The organism is Paraburkholderia sp. J10-1 (assembly GCF_905220165.1).
Classification (GTDB): Bacteria; Pseudomonadota; Gammaproteobacteria; order Burkholderiales; family Burkholderiaceae; genus Paraburkholderia.
Window position 1 is genome coordinate 1,068,338 of record NZ_CAJMYW010000001.1, and the last position, 16,767, is coordinate 1,085,104.

General features: G+C 65.5%; 14 protein-coding genes. 4 read left to right on the top strand and 10 right to left on the bottom strand.

Annotated elements, in window-relative coordinates; all coding sequences use genetic code 11:
* Positions 1 to 16: 16 nt before the first annotated feature.
* Both U5A65_RS04680 and U5A65_RS04685 read right to left on the bottom strand, forming a co-directional pair.
* The gene (locus U5A65_RS04680; protein ID WP_321945609.1) at positions 17 to 1,516 is read right to left on the bottom strand and encodes a diguanylate cyclase; all 1,500 of its coding nucleotides are present in this window, start codon (positions 1,514 to 1,516) and stop codon (positions 17 to 19) included.
* Positions 1,491 to 4,241 carry a putative bifunctional diguanylate cyclase/phosphodiesterase gene (locus U5A65_RS04685; RefSeq protein WP_321945610.1) on the bottom strand — a complete coding sequence of 917 codons (2,751 nt, stop codon included), beginning with the start codon at positions 4,239 to 4,241 and terminating at the stop codon, positions 1,491 to 1,493. Before U5A65_RS04685 ends, U5A65_RS04680 begins: the two co-directional genes overlap by 26 nt.
* Positions 4,242 to 4,608: 367 nt before the next feature.
* Here U5A65_RS04685 and U5A65_RS04690 point away from each other — a divergent pair, with 367 nt between their 5' ends.
* The gene (locus U5A65_RS04690) at positions 4,609 to 6,333 is read left to right on the top strand and encodes a dihydroxyacetone kinase family protein (RefSeq protein ID WP_321945611.1); all 1,725 of its coding nucleotides are present in this window, start codon (positions 4,609 to 4,611) and stop codon (positions 6,331 to 6,333) included.
* Between the two features lie 26 nt (positions 6,334 to 6,359).
* Here the strand turns inward: U5A65_RS04690 and U5A65_RS04695 are convergent, their stop codons facing one another.
* The 4 genes from U5A65_RS04695 to U5A65_RS04710 all read right to left on the bottom strand — a co-directional run bounded on the left by U5A65_RS04695 (position 6,360) and on the right by U5A65_RS04710 (position 9,647).
* Positions 6,360 to 6,854: a DUF3237 domain-containing protein gene (locus U5A65_RS04695; RefSeq protein ID WP_321911960.1), complete on the bottom strand. Its 495-nt coding sequence runs from the start codon at positions 6,852 to 6,854 to the stop codon at positions 6,360 to 6,362.
* A 64-nt stretch (positions 6,855 to 6,918) separates the two neighbouring features.
* Positions 6,919 to 7,668, bottom strand: a complete 750-nt coding sequence (locus U5A65_RS04700; protein ID WP_321945612.1) for a glucose 1-dehydrogenase — start codon at positions 7,666 to 7,668, stop codon at positions 6,919 to 6,921.
* Positions 7,669 to 7,727: 59 nt separating this feature from the next.
* The gene (locus U5A65_RS04705; protein WP_321911956.1) at positions 7,728 to 8,846 is read right to left on the bottom strand and encodes an alkene reductase; all 1,119 of its coding nucleotides are present in this window, start codon (positions 8,844 to 8,846) and stop codon (positions 7,728 to 7,730) included.
* 54 nt (positions 8,847 to 8,900) lie between these two features.
* Positions 8,901 to 9,647 carry a glucose 1-dehydrogenase gene (locus U5A65_RS04710; RefSeq protein WP_321945613.1) on the bottom strand — a complete coding sequence of 249 codons (747 nt, stop codon included), beginning with the start codon at positions 9,645 to 9,647 and terminating at the stop codon, positions 8,901 to 8,903.
* Between the two features lie 205 nt (positions 9,648 to 9,852).
* Here U5A65_RS04710 and U5A65_RS04715 point away from each other — a divergent pair, with 205 nt between their 5' ends.
* Together U5A65_RS04715 and U5A65_RS04720 are read left to right on the top strand one after the other, a co-directional pair.
* Complete coding sequence (locus U5A65_RS04715) at positions 9,853 to 10,734, top strand: LysR family transcriptional regulator (protein ID WP_321945614.1); 882 nt, start codon at positions 9,853 to 9,855, stop codon at positions 10,732 to 10,734.
* Positions 10,735 to 10,954: 220 nt separating this feature from the next.
* Positions 10,955 to 11,944: a zinc-dependent alcohol dehydrogenase family protein gene (locus U5A65_RS04720; RefSeq protein WP_321945615.1), complete on the top strand. Its 990-nt coding sequence runs from the start codon at positions 10,955 to 10,957 to the stop codon at positions 11,942 to 11,944.
* 33 nt (positions 11,945 to 11,977) lie between these two features.
* Here the strand turns inward: U5A65_RS04720 and U5A65_RS04725 are convergent, their stop codons facing one another.
* Positions 11,978 to 12,712 (bottom strand): metallophosphoesterase family protein, encoded by a 735-nt coding sequence (locus U5A65_RS04725; RefSeq protein WP_321911949.1) that lies wholly within the window; start codon positions 12,710 to 12,712, stop codon positions 11,978 to 11,980.
* Between the two features lie 87 nt (positions 12,713 to 12,799).
* On the opposite strand from U5A65_RS04725, the gene U5A65_RS04730 reads away from it, so the two are divergent.
* Positions 12,800 to 12,985, top strand: a complete 186-nt coding sequence (locus U5A65_RS04730; protein WP_415764301.1) for an SDR family oxidoreductase — start codon at positions 12,800 to 12,802, stop codon at positions 12,983 to 12,985.
* A gap of 29 nt (positions 12,986 to 13,014) precedes the next feature.
* Here the strand turns inward: U5A65_RS04730 and U5A65_RS04735 are convergent, their stop codons facing one another.
* The 3 genes from U5A65_RS04735 to U5A65_RS04745 all read right to left on the bottom strand — a co-directional run bounded on the left by U5A65_RS04735 (position 13,015) and on the right by U5A65_RS04745 (position 16,386).
* A complete protein-coding gene (locus U5A65_RS04735) occupies positions 13,015 to 13,329 on the bottom strand; it encodes a high-potential iron-sulfur protein (protein ID WP_321945616.1) in 315 nt (104 codons plus the stop codon).
* 19 nt (positions 13,330 to 13,348) lie between these two features.
* Entirely contained in the window at positions 13,349 to 14,569 is a 1,221-nt protein-coding gene (locus U5A65_RS04740; protein WP_321934748.1) for a c-type cytochrome, read from the bottom strand.
* An 89-nt stretch (positions 14,570 to 14,658) separates the two neighbouring features.
* Positions 14,659 to 16,386, bottom strand: a complete 1,728-nt coding sequence (locus U5A65_RS04745; RefSeq protein WP_321945617.1) for a methanol/ethanol family PQQ-dependent dehydrogenase — start codon at positions 16,384 to 16,386, stop codon at positions 14,659 to 14,661.
* Between the last annotated feature and the right edge of the window lie 381 nt (positions 16,387 to 16,767).

Sequence of the window (16,767 nt, forward strand, 5' to 3'; positions counted from 1 at the left end):
ACGGCGCACGCGGCACTCAGGCACCACACATGGCAACGCGATTGCGGCCGCGCGCCTTGGCGTCGTACAACGCCTGATCGGCCGCCTTGATGATCTGCGTGACATCGACATCGTGGTCGGGCGACCAGCTTGCCGAGCCAATGCTGGCCGTGACGCGACCATACTCGCTGCCCGCATGCTCGATGGCCAGTTCGCTGATCGCATGGCGGATTTTCTCGGCGATCGCACAGGCGCCTTCCAGCAGCGTATCGGGCAACACGACGATGAACTCTTCGCCGCCGTAACGGGCGGCGGTGTCCGCGGGCCGGCGGATGTTTTCGCCAATGCAGCGTGCCACGGCGGCGAGTGCGTCGTCGCCGGCCTGGTGACCGTACTGGTCGTTATAGTCCTTGAACCGGTCGATATCGACGAAGAGCAGCGAGAACACGCTGCGCGCGCGTTTTGCGCGCCGCCACTCCTGTTCGAGGATTTCGCCGAGCGTGCGGCGATTGTTCAGGCCCGTGAGGCTGTCCGTGCGCGCGAGCAACTGCAGTTCGGACTCGGCGAGCATTCTGCGCCGCAATTGCGTGGCGAGCACGAATGAAAGCGCGACGAAGCCAATGGCGAAAGTGCCCATGAGCGTGCCGATGGTCAGCGCACGCCGCCGCCACGCAGCGTAGATATCGGGCTCGGCTTCCGCCACCATGATGATGAGCGGCTGGCGCGGGAAATTGCGGAAAAAATACAGGCGGCGTGTGCCGTCGATCGACGACGTGTCCGAGAAACTGCCTTCTTTCGCGCTCACAAAGTGGCGAAACGTACTGGCGTTGCGGATGTTGCGCCCCACCACGGCCGGGTCGTAGGGCTGGCGCATGATCATGGTGCCGTCTTGCGCGATCAGCGAAATCGCCCCGTGCGGGCCGAGCGAGAGCCCGGCGAACAGCTGGTGAAAATACTCGAGGTTTATCGCGATCATGACGATGCCGGCGAACGATCCGTCGGGATGCGACAGCCTTCGGCTCAGCGCAATGCTCGGCGCGCCGTTGCGCAGGCGCGAACGGTATGGCGCGCTCACGTACAGGCCAGCATAGGGATTTTCGCGCTGAACCGTGAAGTAGTCGCGGTCGGCGAAATTGGCCTTCGACGGCGTGTCGGTGGCCGAATTCATGACGACGTTGCCCGCTTCGTCGAGCACCAGTATCGAGCCCAGATATTCCGCGGTAATGGCGTGATCGAACAGCAGCTGGCTGCGCAGGTGCGCGGGCAACGCCATGACGTCGGGCCGGCCGATGCCGTCGACCACGGCCTGCAGCGAAAGCGCGTAAAGCTCGAAATTGCGCTCGATGTCGCGTTCGGCGACGAGCGCGACGTTGCGCGAGTTCTCCCGGGCGCGCTCGAGGGCGTCGTGGCGGCTCTCGTAGAGCACCGTCGCGCACAGCGACGCCATGATGAAGGCGACCGCGAGGCTGCCATGGAAAATGGCGCGCGGCCCCGTGAGCCACCTGAGCAGGTTAGCGCGGGTGAACGCTGGCCGCATGGCTCGCTTCCAGGTAGGTCTGCGCGCTCGCGGCATCGACCGGGCGTGAAAACAAGTAGCCCTGCGCCTCGTTGCAGCCGTTTTCGATCAGGAATTCCAGTTGCCGCGGCGTCTCCACGCCCTCGGCCACTACACGCATGCCGAGCGTATGGCCGAGGGTGAGCACCGCTTTCACGATGACCTCGTCCGCGCGCGAGTGGCCAATCCCTCTCACGAACGACATGTCGAGCTTGAGGCGATCGGGCATGAAGCTGCGAATGTACCCAAGACTGGAATAACCCGAACCGAAGTCGTCGATCGCGACCGAGAGCCCCATCTCGCGAAGCGCGCGCAGCGTGGCGAGCGAGCGGGGCGCCATGAGCACGCCCTCCGTAATTTCCAGTTCGATATTGCGCGGGCTCACGCCTGTGCGCGCGAGCGTTTCCGCCATCATGGCGGGCAAGTCCGCTCGCATGAACTGGACTGGCGATACGTTTACCGAAACAACGATGTCGGGGTACTGGCGCGCCCACTCGCGGGCCTGGCGGCACGCCTCGTCGAAAACGAACTCGCCGATCTGCACGATCAGGCCGTTTTCTTCGGCAAGCGGGATGAACAACGCGGGGCCGACCTGGCCGCGCTCCGGATCGTGCCAGCGAACGAGCGCCTCGAAACCCATCGTTTCGCCCGACGTCGGGTTGACTCTCGCCTGCCATGCAACGGCAAACGCGCGCGACGCCACGGCGAGGCGCAACGCCTGCGCGAGGCTCGCCCGCTCCAGGTTCTGCCTGGCGATGGTCATGTCGAACACCTGCATGCTGCCGGGCCCTATCGACTTGGCGCGATACATGGCGGAGTCGGCGTACTTGAGCAGGGAGTCCGGGTCGCTTGAATGATCGGGGAACACGGCGAGGCCGACACAGGCCAGGGGCACGATGACCTTGTTGCCGATGAGCAGGCCATGTGTCAAGGATTCCTGCATGCTCGACGCGGCGGCGACGAAGTTCTCGGCGTTGCCTCGCCCATACAGCACGGCGACGAACTCGTCGCCTGCGTATCGCGAGACGATCTCGCCGTGCGCAATATTGGCGGACAGGCGGCGCGCCACTTCGCACAGCACTTCGTCGCCCGCGGTATGGCCGAGCGAGTCGTTGACCTCCTTGAAGTTGTCGAGGTCGATGAACACCAGCGCAAACTTCTGCTGCTCGTGCAGCGCTGTCCTGACCAGCTCATGCAAACGCGCCTTGAGGCCGAGCCGGTTCGGCAGATGCGTGAGCGAGTCTTCGTTGGCTTGCAGGCGCAACTGCTCCTGATAGCGGATGCGCTCGGAAACGTCGTTGAACACGCTCACGCAATGGGTGGGGCGATTGCGCTCGTCGAGCACGGGCGCGACATGCAGCTCGATCCAGTAGGGCGAGCCATCGGGCCTGTAGCACTTGAGCAGCCCTTCGGCTTCGCGCTCGGATTGCATGGCACTCCGAATGGTATCGGCATCGGGGGACGATACGTCGCAATCGAGCATGCTCCAATGCTCGGCGCGTTTCGCCTCCTCCACGGCGCGGCCGGTAATGCGCTCGAATGCAGCATTGGCGTAGGTGACGATACTCTCGCCCTCGGCCTTCTGCGAAATGATGACGGCGTTTCTCGAAGCCTCCAGCGCCCGGCTGCGAATGCGCAAATGCTCTCGCGCCTGCTCGTGCGCTGTGACGTCGTGCGCCGTGATGAAACACGCATCGTGGCCCGCATAGTCCAGCATGTGCCACGCGATATCGACGTGGATCACCTCTCCGCCAACGCGCACATGCCGGCGCACGCCGCCTGCGCCGCTTTGGGCGCCGGAATTGACATAGCCGTGCAGGTCGCGGCGGAACGCTTCGGTTTCGGCAGGCGGACGAAGCTGCTCGATCGACATGCCCTTGAGCTGCTGCAGGCTCGCGCCGTATTGACGCTGGGCCGCTGCGTTCGCGGTGAGGATCGTATAGGAGCGGACGTCGAAAATGAGCATCGCGACCGGATGCTGTTCGAAGTACTCACGAAACCGCCGTTCGGATTCGAACGCCACGATTTTCGCTGCGCTGCGGGAAAGCGCAGCGCGGTGGCTCGTGAATAGCGTGAAGAGCAGCAGCAGCGCGCCGGCTGTCGCGGTGCCGATCAGCGAGATTTTTTGCCGCGCGAGCTGTGCCTGCGCGCCGAACTGCACCACCCTGATTTGCTCGCGTTGCCCGGAGCGCAGCTCGGTGAGGAGCGACATGATGGAGCTGAGCGTTTCGTTCGCGCGCTGCATCAGGGCGGGCTCGAGCTTTGCCCCCGCGTCGGCGAGCGCGATATTGCGCGCGGCCGCGTCGAGCTGCTCGGGCCAGACGGCGCTCAACTGGCGCAACTGGCGGATCGTGCGCGCATTGCGCGGCGCGCCGGCAAAGTCGTGCTCGAGCCGGTCGTAAATGCCGGCCACCACGGCGGCCCGCTTGATCGGCCATGCGCGCGACGTGTAGCCCGCCGTGCCCACGCCTTTGAGGAAGTCGGTATTCGCCGCGATATGCAGCGTGAGGAGGGCTTCGAGTTCCGACGTGATGTTCAGTTCCTGACGCAGCCGCGAGTCGGCCGTTCCACGCGAAAGGTTCGCGCTCAGCGTCGCGCCAATTGCCACGCATACGATCAGCGCAACGGCCAGCGCAGCGGCGACGCCTTTGCCGGGCGCGCGGGAGGGGGCCTGTGGTATGGATGCGGATAGTTCAGCTACGTTCATCGCTATGCAACGCGATTCGGCACATCGCCCCTTGCGCCGCGTTGCTCGGCGGGAATGGGCAGGTTACGGGTGAAGGCACCGGCATCAGCGCGGGAGGCGGGCAGAGGGGCCATGGCGTTCCAGGCATGCAGACGGCGACGGCACGGGCAAGTCCGTGATCGGACGCTACTGCCTGAATAACGGGTGTTCGATGTGCCGCTTTGATTGGTGTTTTTACCTAGGCGGCCTGGGCCATGCCGGGATTTTTTACGACGGGCGGGGCACACATCCGGAGCGCGTTTTGACGCCCGTGCTTCAATACGCCCATGGCGTGAAGGGATCGCGCGGTGCGCTGTTTCTGCCCCTGTTACTCTTTCGAGGGACTCACATGAAGAAGCTCGTCAACGACCCGTTGTTTGTGGTGCGCGAGATGCTCGAAGGCATTGCGCGCACTGCGCCGCATGTCGCCGTGCTTGGCGACGAAAACGTCCTCGTTCGCAATCCGCTGCCGGGCCCGCTTGCGCGCCAGGTTGCGGTGATCTCGGGTGGCGGTAGCGGCCACGAGCCCGCGCATGGCGGCTACGTGGGGCAAGGCATGCTGAGCGCCGCGGTGTGCGGCGAAGTCTTCACATCGCCCTCGACCGACGCCGTGCTCGCCGCGATCCGCGCGAGCGCTGGCCCGAACGGCGCGCTGCTCGTCGTGAAGAACTACACGGGCGACCGGCTCAATTTCGGTCTGGCGGCGGAACTGGCGCGCGCCGAGGGCATTCCGGTCGAAATCGTCATCGTGGCGGACGACGTGTCGTTGCGCGGACATACGGAGCGCAATCAGCGGCGCGGCATTGCGGGGACTGTGCTAGTGCACAAGATCGCGGGCGCAGCGGCCGCGCGCGGCGACGCGCTGGAACTCGTGGCCGCGATTGCCCGCAGCGCGGCCGCCAATCTCGGCACGATGGGCGTGGCGCTCGATGGCTGCACGCTGCCTGGCGCCGAGAAAGCCGGCTTTCTGCTGGGCGACGACGAGATCGAACTCGGCATGGGCATTCACGGCGAGAAGGGCGTGGAACGCACGACGCCGATGACAGCGGGCGAATTGACGGAGACGCTGCTCGCCAACATCGTCGAAGACCTGGCGTTGAAAAGCGGCGAGCGCGTGGCGCTGCTCGTGAACGGGCTGGGCGCTACCCCGGAGATGGAACTGGCGATCATCATGCGCGATGCATTCGATAGCCTGAATCGACGTGATGTGGTGGTCGAACGCGCATGGACCGGCACGTTTCTCTCGGCGCTCAATATGCCGGGCTGTTCGATATCCGTGCTGCGACTCGACGACGCCAGACTCGCATTGCTCGACGCCGACACCGAAGCACACGCGTGGCCCGGCGTCGGCGCGGTGAATCGGCTGATCCGTATCGAGCCTGCGTTTTCAGCAGCGCAAGCGCGCGCAGAGTCGGGCGCAACGCCCGCCGATGCCGCCAGCGAAGCATGGGCGCAGCGTCTCAAACCGGCGCTCGATGCCGTTGCGCACGCATTGATCGAGAACGAAGCGCTGTTCACGGACCTCGATTCCCGCGCCGGCGACGGCGATCTGGGCGCGAGCATGCATCGTGCCGCGCAGGCCGTGCTCGCTGTGCCGCAAGGCGCGCTTGGTTCGCCGGGCAGCGCGCTCGCCGCGCTCAGCACGGCATTGCGCCGCGCAATAGCGGGCAGTTCCGGGCCGTTCTATGCAACAGCGCTACTGCGCGCTTCGCGCACGCTTGGCGAGACAGTACAGCCCGGTGCGCTGGATTGGGCCGCCGCCATGCGCGGCGCGGCCGAGGCGATCAGCGAACTGGGCGGCGCGAAGCCGGGCGACCGCACGATGCTCGATGCACTCGTGCCCGCTGCCGATGCGCTGGAAAACGCCCTGAATTCGGCGTGCCCGGTGGCCGAAGCGTGGGCGCAGGCGGTGAGCGCCGCGGAGACGGGCGCGAAAGGCACCGAGCGAATGACGCCGCGCGCGGGCCGGGCGAGCTATCTGGGCGCGCGCGCGATCGGCACACCCGATGGCGGGGCGGTGGTGGTGGCGTGCTGGCTCAAGGCGCTGCAGCCGCATATCGGCGCGGTCCCGTAAGGCGGGGTCCCGGCGAAGCACAAAACTCAAAGCACCTCGAAAACGCTATAAACCGGCCCCCCCGGAAAACGGTGCCCCGTGCCAACAGCAATGACGCGATTGAGCCACTCGTACTGACCTGCGGGCGCTTCGAAAACAGGATTGGTCCGAAAGTAATAGCTGGCAGGGTCAACGGCTTCCCCCCGATCCAACCGCTGCAAGACTTCCGGCTCGCCATGACGCACGCCGCGATACGACATCAGCAGCTTCGTACCGTCGTCGGTGCGCAGGAGCAGCCGCACATCGAGCGTCGTGCTGCCGTCACCGCGCACGGTCTGCCAGTCGCTGCCGCCATCGAGCACGACGCCCGAAAGGCGTTCGCCTGCAAACGTACCGGACGGCACGATGCCGACACGGCGCAGCGCGCCCCCGGTCTGGCCGATGATCTCTATCGGCTTGACGTCGAGCCGCATCACGAAGAGCGGGCGGGTTTGCACGGTTCTGAGTGCGGGGGGAAGTTCATCGAAACGAGGCGTGGACATGGCAATCACCTTAGGGGCGTTCACGTTGATAGCGAGGAGGTTGAGCGCGGCGGCGCAATGAAAATCACGCCGCGGTCCGGCCGCCGTTCACGCGCAGGATTTCGCCCGTCATGAAGCTGGCCTCGTCGGAGCCGACAAAGCGGATCGCGTCGGCAATCTCCTCGGGGTTGCCCGCGCGCTTGAGCGGCACGCCCGCGAGCGCGGCCGCTTTGCGCGCCGGGTCGGGCATGAAGCGGTCGAGCATGGCGGTCTGCACGGGGCCGGGCGCCACGGCGTTCACGCGCACGCCGAACGGCGCCGCTTCGAGTGCAGCCGACTTTGTGAGGCCCTCCACCGCATGCTTGCTCGCCACGTACAGCGCCGCATTGGGCGCGCCACGCGAGCCCATGGTCGACGAAACGTTGACGATGCTGCCGCCGCCCTGCGCCGTCATGGCGCGCAGTTCGTGTTTCATTGCGAGCAGCGTGCCGAGCACGTTCGCATCGAACACGGCCGCGTAGCGCTCGGGCGTTTGCTCGGTGACGGGACCCGCCTCGCCTTCCACGCCCGCTGAGTTGACCGCAATATCGATGCGCCCGAAACGTTCGATCGTGCGCTCGACCAGCGCGCGCACGTCATCTTCCTTGCTGACGTCGGCGTGGACGTATTCCGCTTGCGCACCGAGTTCGCGAAGTTCCTCCGCCAGTGCGCGGCCAGGCTCGTCGCGGCGGCCGGCAACGACTACGCTCGCCTTGTCGCGCGCGTAAGCGAGAGCGGTGGCGCGGCCGATACCGCTCAACGCGCCGGTAATCAAAACGACAGGTTGGGTGCTCATGGTAGTGCTCCAGTGAATGTATGCGGGTAAGGCGGGGGTTCTGCGAGTGCTCAGCGAATTCAGTCAGCTGCGGTGTGCGCTTCTTCGTACGTCCCGAAGTCGCTGTAGTCGCGTTCGGTGCCGCCCCAGAACGCATCACGGCGGTACGGCGTGAGCGGGTGGCCGTGGCGAAGGCGTTCAGGCAGGTCGGGATTCGAGGAAAACCAGCGGCCGAAAGCCACGAGGTCGGCGTCGCCGCGTTGCAGGATCTGTTCGGCGCCTGCCCGGTCGAAGCCGCCCGCGGCGATGATCGGGCCGGAAAAGTGCTGGCGCAGGAACGCCGAAGCCACGGGCGCTTCTCCTTCCACCAGCGTTTCGGTACCCATGACGCGCGGCTCGATCACGTGCAGGTAGGCTAGCCCATAAGCGTCGAGACGGTCGGCAAAGTAGCCAAACGTGGCTTGCGGATCGCTGTCCGTTATCGCGCCCCAGCGGCCGCTCGGCGACACGCGCACGCCTACGCGGTCAGCGCCCCACACGGAGGCGAACGCATCGACCACCTCCAGCGAGAAGCGGGCGCGCTTTTCGACGGTGCCGCCGTAGGCGTCGCTGCGCTTGTTGGTGCCGTCCTGGAGGAAGGTGTCGGCGAGATAGCCGTTCGCGTTGTGCAGTTCGACGCCGTCGAACCCGGCTTCTTTCGCGCGCACGGCGGCGCGGCGGAACGACTCGACCAACGCGGGAATTTCGGCGAGCGCAAGCGCGCGGTGCGGCGAGTTCGGCACCCATCCGTTCTGGGTGAGCACCGTGGTCTCGTACGGGACCACGGAAGGCGCGACCGGCGCGTTGCCCCAGCTCAGGTCCACGTGCGACTGGCGGCCGTCGTGGGCGATCTGCATGAAGATGCTGCCGCCTTCGGCATGCACGGCTCGCGTGATTCTCCGCCAGGCTTCGACGTGCGCATCGGTATAGATGCCAGGCGCGCCGATATAGCCGCGGCTGTCGTAGGATGGATGCGCGCTTTCCGTGATCAGCAAGCCGCCCGCCGAGGCGCGCTGGCGGTAGTAGTCCACCATCATCGCGCTCGGGGTGTGGTCGGGTTCGGCGCGTAGGCGCGTCATCGGTGCCAGTACGACGCGGTGATCGAGTTCCACCGGGCCCACTTTCGCAGGTGAGAACAGTTTGAGGTTGTTCGCATTCATTTTGGATGCCTTATTGTTTCGTGTTGTTGGGTGCGCTCAAGTTCGAGCGACGTTTCAAAGCTTCGATCCGCCGTCCACGCGCAGCGTGTCGCCGGTGATCCAGCGGGCCGCGTCGGAGGCGAGGAACGTGACGGCTTCGGCAATGTCCTCCGGCTGCGCGATGCGCTTGAACGCTTGCATACCCAGCGCCGTCGCGCGGCCCGCTTCGGTTTTCGTGAAGGTCGACATGTCGGTGGCCACCACGCCCGGCGCGACGGCGTTCACGCGGATGCCGCGCGGCCCGAGCGCCGAGGCGAAGTGGGCGACGAGCGTATCCACCGCGCCCTTGCTCGCCGCGTAGGCGGAAATCGCGCCAACGGCCGCGCGCGCGGCGAGCGAAGAAAGCAGCACGATGCTGCTGCCCTTGCACATGGTGGGCAGGAGTTGCTGAACCAGAAAGTACGGCGCGCGCACGTTCACGGCGAACAGGTCGTCGAACTCTTCGACAGTCGTGCCTTCGAGCGGCGCCGACTTCGAGATGCCGGCGTTGGCAACGAGAATATCGAGCCGGTCGCCGACGATTGCCCGCACGCGCTTGGCCAGTTGATGCGGACCGTCGGCGTCGCGCAGGTTCGCGCCCACCTTCTGGGCCTTGCCGCCCGCTGCGCGAATTTCGGCGACGACTGCGTCGGCGGCATCCTCGGCGCAGCCGTAGTGCACGAGCACCTGCGCGCCTGCGCTGGCGAGCGAGAGTGCGATGGCGCGGCCGATGCCGCGCGAGGCGCCCGTAACGAGCGCGGTCTTGCCGGTGAGCTGAGACATGGCGTATTTCCTGATCGACGGTTGAAGCCATACCCGCGAGCGATGGCTTTCGGGCGGCCGAGACTGTGAGCGCGCGGCGAGTCTTGCTCGATGCCCGCCGTGCGTGCAGCCATGTGCGGAACTCTAGAGGGTGCTTGCGCGGCGGAAAAAGACTTTGTAGGCTTGCCGGCATACCTGCGAGGCATGGGCCAGACTGGAGAGAGCGATGGAACTGCGGCATCTGCGGTACTTCGTGGCCGTGGCCGAAACCGGCAGCCTGACCGTGGCCGCGGAGCAGCGGTTATTCACGTCGCAGCCGTCGCTGAGCCGGCAGATTCGCGATCTGGAGGACCAGGTCGGCGTGGCGCTGTTCATCCGCAGCGCGCGGGGCGTGGAGCTAACCGCCGCTGGCAAGGCCTTTCTCGACCATGCACGGCTCGCGCTGGCGCAGGTGGACGCTGCTGCCGAGGCTGCGCGCCGCGCGGCGCTGCCCGAGCGCAAGGTGTTCGCGCTGGGCTTCCTCACAGGCCAGGAAATGACCTGGCTGCCGCGCGCGATGAGCGTGCTGCGCGACGAGCTGCCCAATATCGACGTGACCGTCTCGAGTTACTACTCGCCGGACGTCGCCGACGCGCTCGCGCGCGGCAAGCTCGATCTTGGCTTTCTGCGCGCGGAGCCCGGCTACGACCTCGAATACCGCGTGGTGAACCGCGAGCGGCTCGTCGTGCTGATGCCGAGCGATCACTCGCTCACGGCGAAATCCGCCATCTGTGCGCAGGACATTGCGGGCGAGCCGTTCGTCATGGCGTCCAACAAGGCGCGTGTGCTGCACGAGGTGATCGTGGGCTATCTGCAGGCGCAGGGCGTGGAGGTGGCCACCGAGCACCGCGTGGACAACCTCGCCATGGCCATGTCGCTCGTGGCTTCCACGCGCGGCCTGGCGCTCATGCCGGAGTATGCAAACAACCTGCTGCCATGGTCTGTTGTGAGCCGTCCGCTGGAGGGCGAGGCGCCGACGGTCGACCTCGTGGTGGGGTACAGTCGCGCCAACGCTTCGCCCACGTTGCGGCTATTTCTTTCACGGCTCGACGAACTCATCCTTCCTTGATCCACAGGCCGCGCAAGCCGCCACGGCACGCGCGAGCCTCCCTGCCATGCCCGCAAGGCATGCCCCCCTTCCCAGAAAGTCTTTTTACTTTGCGTCGCGGCTCGCTAAATTGTCGATCACACGGCGACGAAAAGAGCCCCGTTCATCAGTCGAACTCGCAGGCCGCAGCGGCCTTGTGAGACGTTCATTGCTCCATCATCTATCGAAGCAGGAGTTGATCATGTCACGGACTATCAGGTTTGCAGAAGCAGGCGGCCCGGAAGTGCTGCAATTCGTGGACGAATCGGTGCGCGCCCCCGGCCCTGGCGAGGTTCGCATCACGGTGAAGGCCATCGGTCTGAATCGCGCGGAATCGATGTGGCGAAACGATCAGTACATCGAACCTGTGCGCTTTCCGGCAGGACTCGGGTACGAAGCGGCCGGCATGGTCGACGCCGTGGGCGAAGGCGTAGCAGGCTTTGCATCGGGAGACAAGGTCAATGTGATCCCGTCGTTCTCGATGAATCAGTATCACACGTACGGAGAAAGCATCGTCGTGCCGGACTATGCGGTCGTCAGGCATCCTGAATCGCTTTCGTTCGCGCAGGCCGCGTCGGTATGGATGATGTATGTCACCGCCTACGGCGCGCTGATCGAAGACGCGAAGGTGGGCGCGGGCGACTATGTTGTCGTGCCTGCTGCGTCGAGCAGTGTCGGACTCGCGGCGATCCAGATGGCCAACTACGCGGGCGCGACTTCGATTGCGCTCACACGCAGCGCGAGCAAGAAACAGCAATTGCTCGATGCGGGCGCGGCGCACGTGGTCGTGACCGACGAGACGGACCTGGTTGACGAGATTATGCGCATCACCGGCGGAAAAGGGGCGCGCGTCGCGTTCGATCCGGTTGGTGGTCCGAACTTCGCGAAGCTCATCTCGGCGCTGTCATTTCAAGGGATCGCGTATCTCTACGGCGCGCTCGATGAACGCGCCACGACGCTACCCGTGCTGGAGATGATCGCGAAGGTCATTAGCGTGAAGGCCCACAACATCTGGCTCACGAGCGGCGACGCCGAGCGCCGCAAGGCCGCGGTGGAATACGTGCTCAAGGGACTTGAGAGCGGCGCGCTCAAGCCCGTGATCGACCGTACCTTTACGTTCGAAGACATGGTGGATGCGCACCGCTACCTCGAAACCAACGGGCAGTTCGGCAAGATCGTGGTGACGGTGTAGCACGCCGATACGCGGCGCTGCGCACGGGCGCTATCAGCAATAGCCGGTGCGCAGCGCCGTTTCCCAGTCGGGTCGTCCGTTGGCGGCAGCGAGTTCGGCGGCCGCGTGCCAGTCGTATTCCACGGCGCGAAACTCCACCTCCCAGCCGCGCGGGCCTCTCGTGACGCTCGCGTAGCGGGCATGCGGCGTACCCGTTTCCATGCGATGCGGGAAGGGGTGTCTGTCCTCGTACGCGGGTAGGCCCACGCTGCCCGGGTTCACGATGAAGCGGCCGTCCGCGAGTTGCATCGAGCGGGCGAGGTGCGTATGGCCACACAGAATCAACGTTGCCTCGACTTCGGCTGCGCGGCGTCTGACTTCGCCATGCGTTGCGGTTCGGCATCCGTCTGCCGTGACGGTTTCGAGGAAATAGGAGAGGTCGTCCTGCGGTGTGCCGTGCACGAGCAGCACGTCGCTTTCGAGCCATAGCGTGGCAGGTAATGCGCCGACCCACGCCAGGTGTGCTTCACTAAGCGCCTCGCGCGCGAAACGGTCCGAAGGCCCCATGCGCGTGCAATCCGGGTCGAGCAACTGTCTTTCATGGTTGCCGCGAATCGTGGGCAAGCCAAGCTGCATCAACCGGTCCGCCGTTTGCGATGGATAAAGTGGGCCAGAAAGAATATCGCCAAGATTGACGATGACATCTGCCCGTTGCCGCTCGATATCGTCGAGCACCGCTTCGAGAGCGGGCAGATTGCCGTGAATGTCGGAAAGCGCCGCGATTTTCATGGTGCGAACGGAGGCTGGCCGCGAAAGTCGTGAATTGGGCGATTCTGGACGATTCGTTGGCCGGTGTCCACGGCCGATTGTCGTTAAATTCAGACGGGCCCCACGGTCACGGACATGACCGCCGGGCACATCGAGGCAATCAAGCCGCCCATTGCGCTCAAGCGCGCGGCGGACCCGGACGAGATCGCCGGACTCGTTGCGTGGCTTGCGCGCAAGGAGCCCGGCTACATGACGGGATCGACCTTCACGATCGATGGCGGCATGACGCTGTGAGGGCACGTAGCGGGCGCACTCAGGCGCACTCAGGCGCGCTGGGCGTAGACGTTGCACCAGCCATCGGCGGCCACCGCCTTGCCGGGGAACATCGGGCACGCGCCTGCGGCATCGCCCGCCGCGCCCGAGTAGAAGCGGCAACTCGCGCAGCGCTGGCCCGCAGCGTACTTCGGGAACTTGCCGGCGTCGACGCTGCTGGCCTTCGCGCGATAGCCTAGCGACTTCGCGGTGGTGTCGTTCTCGTCGACGAGTACCGGTGCGGCGAGTGCGCGCCCGGCCGTCGCGAGCGCTGCGCAAAGACCGGCGGCGTGAAGGATGAAGAGTCTGCGATTACGGGTAATCATGCTAGTTTCCTGAGTGGGGTTAGTGGCGCGGGCCGGCGTTGAGCGGGGTGGTCGACGATTGCGCGGTTTCGGAGGTGAGCTTCGTGTTGCCTGCGTCGTAGCCGTTCGTGTAGAGCAGGTAGGCCATCAAATCTGCGTATTCCTGATCGGTCATCTTGCCCGGGCGGTCGGCTGGCATGTTGGTCGACATGTATTGGTAAATGCCGCCTATCGTCAGATGCGAATTCGCCGTCGGGGCGAAGGCCGGGCCGCTCAGCGCGGGCGCGGTAATGCCTTCGAGTTGCGCGCCGTGACACTTTGCACAGGATTCCGAATAAATATGTTGGCCGTGCTCGACCTGCTCGTGGTCGAATTCGGGCGCGTTGCCGCCAGTGGTTGCCGAGACCTTGATGAAAGCGCCAGCCGTGTGCATGGCGGCACGCCGATACGACGCCTTCGTGCCGTCGAGCGAGGCCGCATTCGAATGCGCCTCGCTAGCAGCGCCTTCCGGCAGTGTCCAGCCGCGCGTGAGTGCGGCGAGGCGGCCGTCGCCGTTCATGCGCGCGAGCGCATCGTCTATGCGTGTTTGCAGCGCTCGCATGCCGGAGCCCGATGCGAACACGAGATGCCAGTCGGCGTACGGCGAGGCTGTCGCCGCAACCGCGAATTGCTGCTGCGGATGCGCATGCTCGTAAGCCACGACTGCCGGATACCAGACGATTGCGCGCTGTGCGCGTCCTTTTGCGACCGCATCGACCGTCAGTTCGGAGGTATTTTCCAGGTCGAAGCGCGCGTTCTTCTGCTGCACGGCGATGAGCTGCGACGGGCTGGACCAGGTCGCGGCGACCGTCTCCTTGCTGTCGGCAGCCGCCGCTGCGGCGGGCGGGTGGCGTAACGTGACGCTCACATAGCCCGAGCGCAGATAGCCTTGCGAAAAGATCATCTGCGAGCCCGATGCGTCGGCGACGCTCGAGCGCGGGAAACCGGCAACGAGGTCGCAGTCGCGGCCCAGCGCGCTGGCTAGCTCATGTGCCGAGATGCCGTCGTCGCCGCCGTCGTCGTCGATGCCGCGCGTGACGAACGTTGCGGTCACGCCGGCGGTTTTCAGCACGGCGCGCGCGACGGCCTGGTCGAGCGCAGCGGTGGGGCTGCCCGGCAGCGTGCAAACACGCACAGCGTTCGCCGCCGCATGCGCGCCGGTGTGCGCGCCGCCTGCCGCGAGCGCGGCGGCCACGGCGAGATAGGTGATCCGGATGTTCATGATCGTGCGTTCCAGTGAAGTCGGGGCCGCACGCACGCGCGGGTGGCTTGCGCGTGCGGCGAAAAGCGGGAGCGTAGTTCCGCGTCGGGTCAGCCGCGCTCGAGTGCGAACACGTAGAGCGTGCCGCCGCGCGGGACATCTTTCGCCACATCGGCCATCGGGCCGCCCCAGATCGGATTGGCGCCGCCGTAGCCGGCGAGCACGGCTACGTATTCCTTGCCGTCGACTTCGAACACGGAAGGCTGCGCAATGATGCCGCTCGCAAGTTGCGGGCTTTCCCAGAGCACCTTGCCGGTGGCGACGTCGAACGCGTAGAGATGGCCGTCGAGCGAGCCGCTGAACGCGAGACCGCTCGCCGTCGTCGCCACGCCGCCGTTCCAGGGCATCTTGCTCCAGTGGCCCCAGAGCTTCTTGCCGGTGTTCACGTCGATGGCCTGCAACTCGCCATAACCTTCACTGCCCGGTTCGGGCTTGATTTCGAAGCCTTCGCCGAGATAGGGCAAGCCTTCCATGTAGCTCACGGATTTGCCCGAGAGGCTCATGCACGCATGCAGCGCGGGCACCACGGCAATGTGCCGATCCGGATCGTAGGACACCGACCACCAGTTCTTGCCGCCCAGAAAGCTCGGGCAAGTGTCGATGGTCGTGCCGGCTTTCGGATACTTCGACGGGTCCTGTACCGGCCTGCCTTCGTCCGTGTAGCCTGTTACCGAGGTCGCCTTGACGAACGGCTCCGCGTAGATCAGCTTGCCCGTTTGCCGGTCGATTGCGTGGAAGAAGCCGTTGCGGTCTGCGTGAATGATGGCGTCGTAATCCTTGCCCTTGTACTGGATGTTCGCGAGGATCGGCGTATTGACGCCGTCATAGTCCCACGTGTCGTTGCTCGTGTACTGGTAATGCCATTTGAGCTTGCCGTTCTTCGGGTCGAGCGCGAGAAGCGAATCGGAGTACAGATTATCGCCGGGGCGCAGCGCGGCGAGCCACGGGCCGGGGTTGCCCACGCCCCAGTAGAGCGTGCGGCTCGCGGCGTCGTAGGTGCCGGTGAGCCACGCGGCGCCGCCGCCGTGCGCCTGCATGCCGTCGGGCCAGGTCTCCGAGCCTTTTTCGCCGGAGTCCGGAATGGTGTAGCGCTTCCACACGATCGCGCCGTCGTCGGGGTTCAACGCAGCGATGTAGCCGCGTATGCCGTACTCGCCGCCCGAGGTGCCTACGACAATCGAGCCGTCGAGTGCGAGCGGCGCGAGCGAGAACGCGTAGCCAAGGCCCGGTTCGAACATCTGCTTTTTCCAGACCACATTGCCGGTCTTCGCGTCGAGCGCGGCGATTTCGCCGCTTAGCATGGCGATATAGACGTTCTTCCCGTAGAGCGCCACGCCGCGGTTCACCACGTCGCAGCACGCCGTCTTGAACGATTCGGCGCCCAGCTTCGGCTCGTATTTCCAGATTTGCGTGCCTGTCTTCGCGTCGAATGCGTAGACGTTATCTTTCGGCGTGCTGACGAATAGATAGTCGCCATTGATGATCGGCGTCGCCTCGAAGCCCTGCTTCAACTCGGCGGGAAACTGGTAGCTCCACGCCTGTTTCAACTCGCCGACGTTCGACGCGTCGATTTGCTTGAGCGGCGAATGCGACTGGCCGTTGTAGCTGCGGTAGTACGTGAGCCAGCCTGGATCGCTTTGCGCGCGGGTCAGGCGGTCATAGGTCACGGGCGGATAGTCCGAGGCGGCGTCCACTGGGCCCGCGTTCAGGGACATCGCCGCCGCGATGGCCATTGCGCAGGTCGCAAGCCGGCTTGCCGCAGCCGAGCGTCTCTTCATCTTCGTCTCCTGAATATTTGTCGATGCACGGCCGGGAAGCGGTCAGGCTGGATGAGCGAGGGATGAGGCCGGTCCGGGTGCGCAGCCGTTCTTGCAAGTCGTATGCCATTCGCCGCGAAGCGTTGCGCACAAGGCGATCCAGCCCGTTGACCGGCGCGCCGGCGAGGTGCCCCGCATGGGGCCGATGTGTTGCATTCCGGTACAGGCCGAGGCGAAAAGTGTTGGCGAACGTGACAGTGGGGCATTCGCGGCAGCGGGCGCTGCACGGTAGCGCGCGTGCCGAGGCACAAGCGCAGCACGGAGAAGGCTGCCTGCAACCGGGCTGGCACGTTCCTGGCTAGATTCCGGCAAAGAGGAGACGGTTGTGTGCGCATCGGTCTG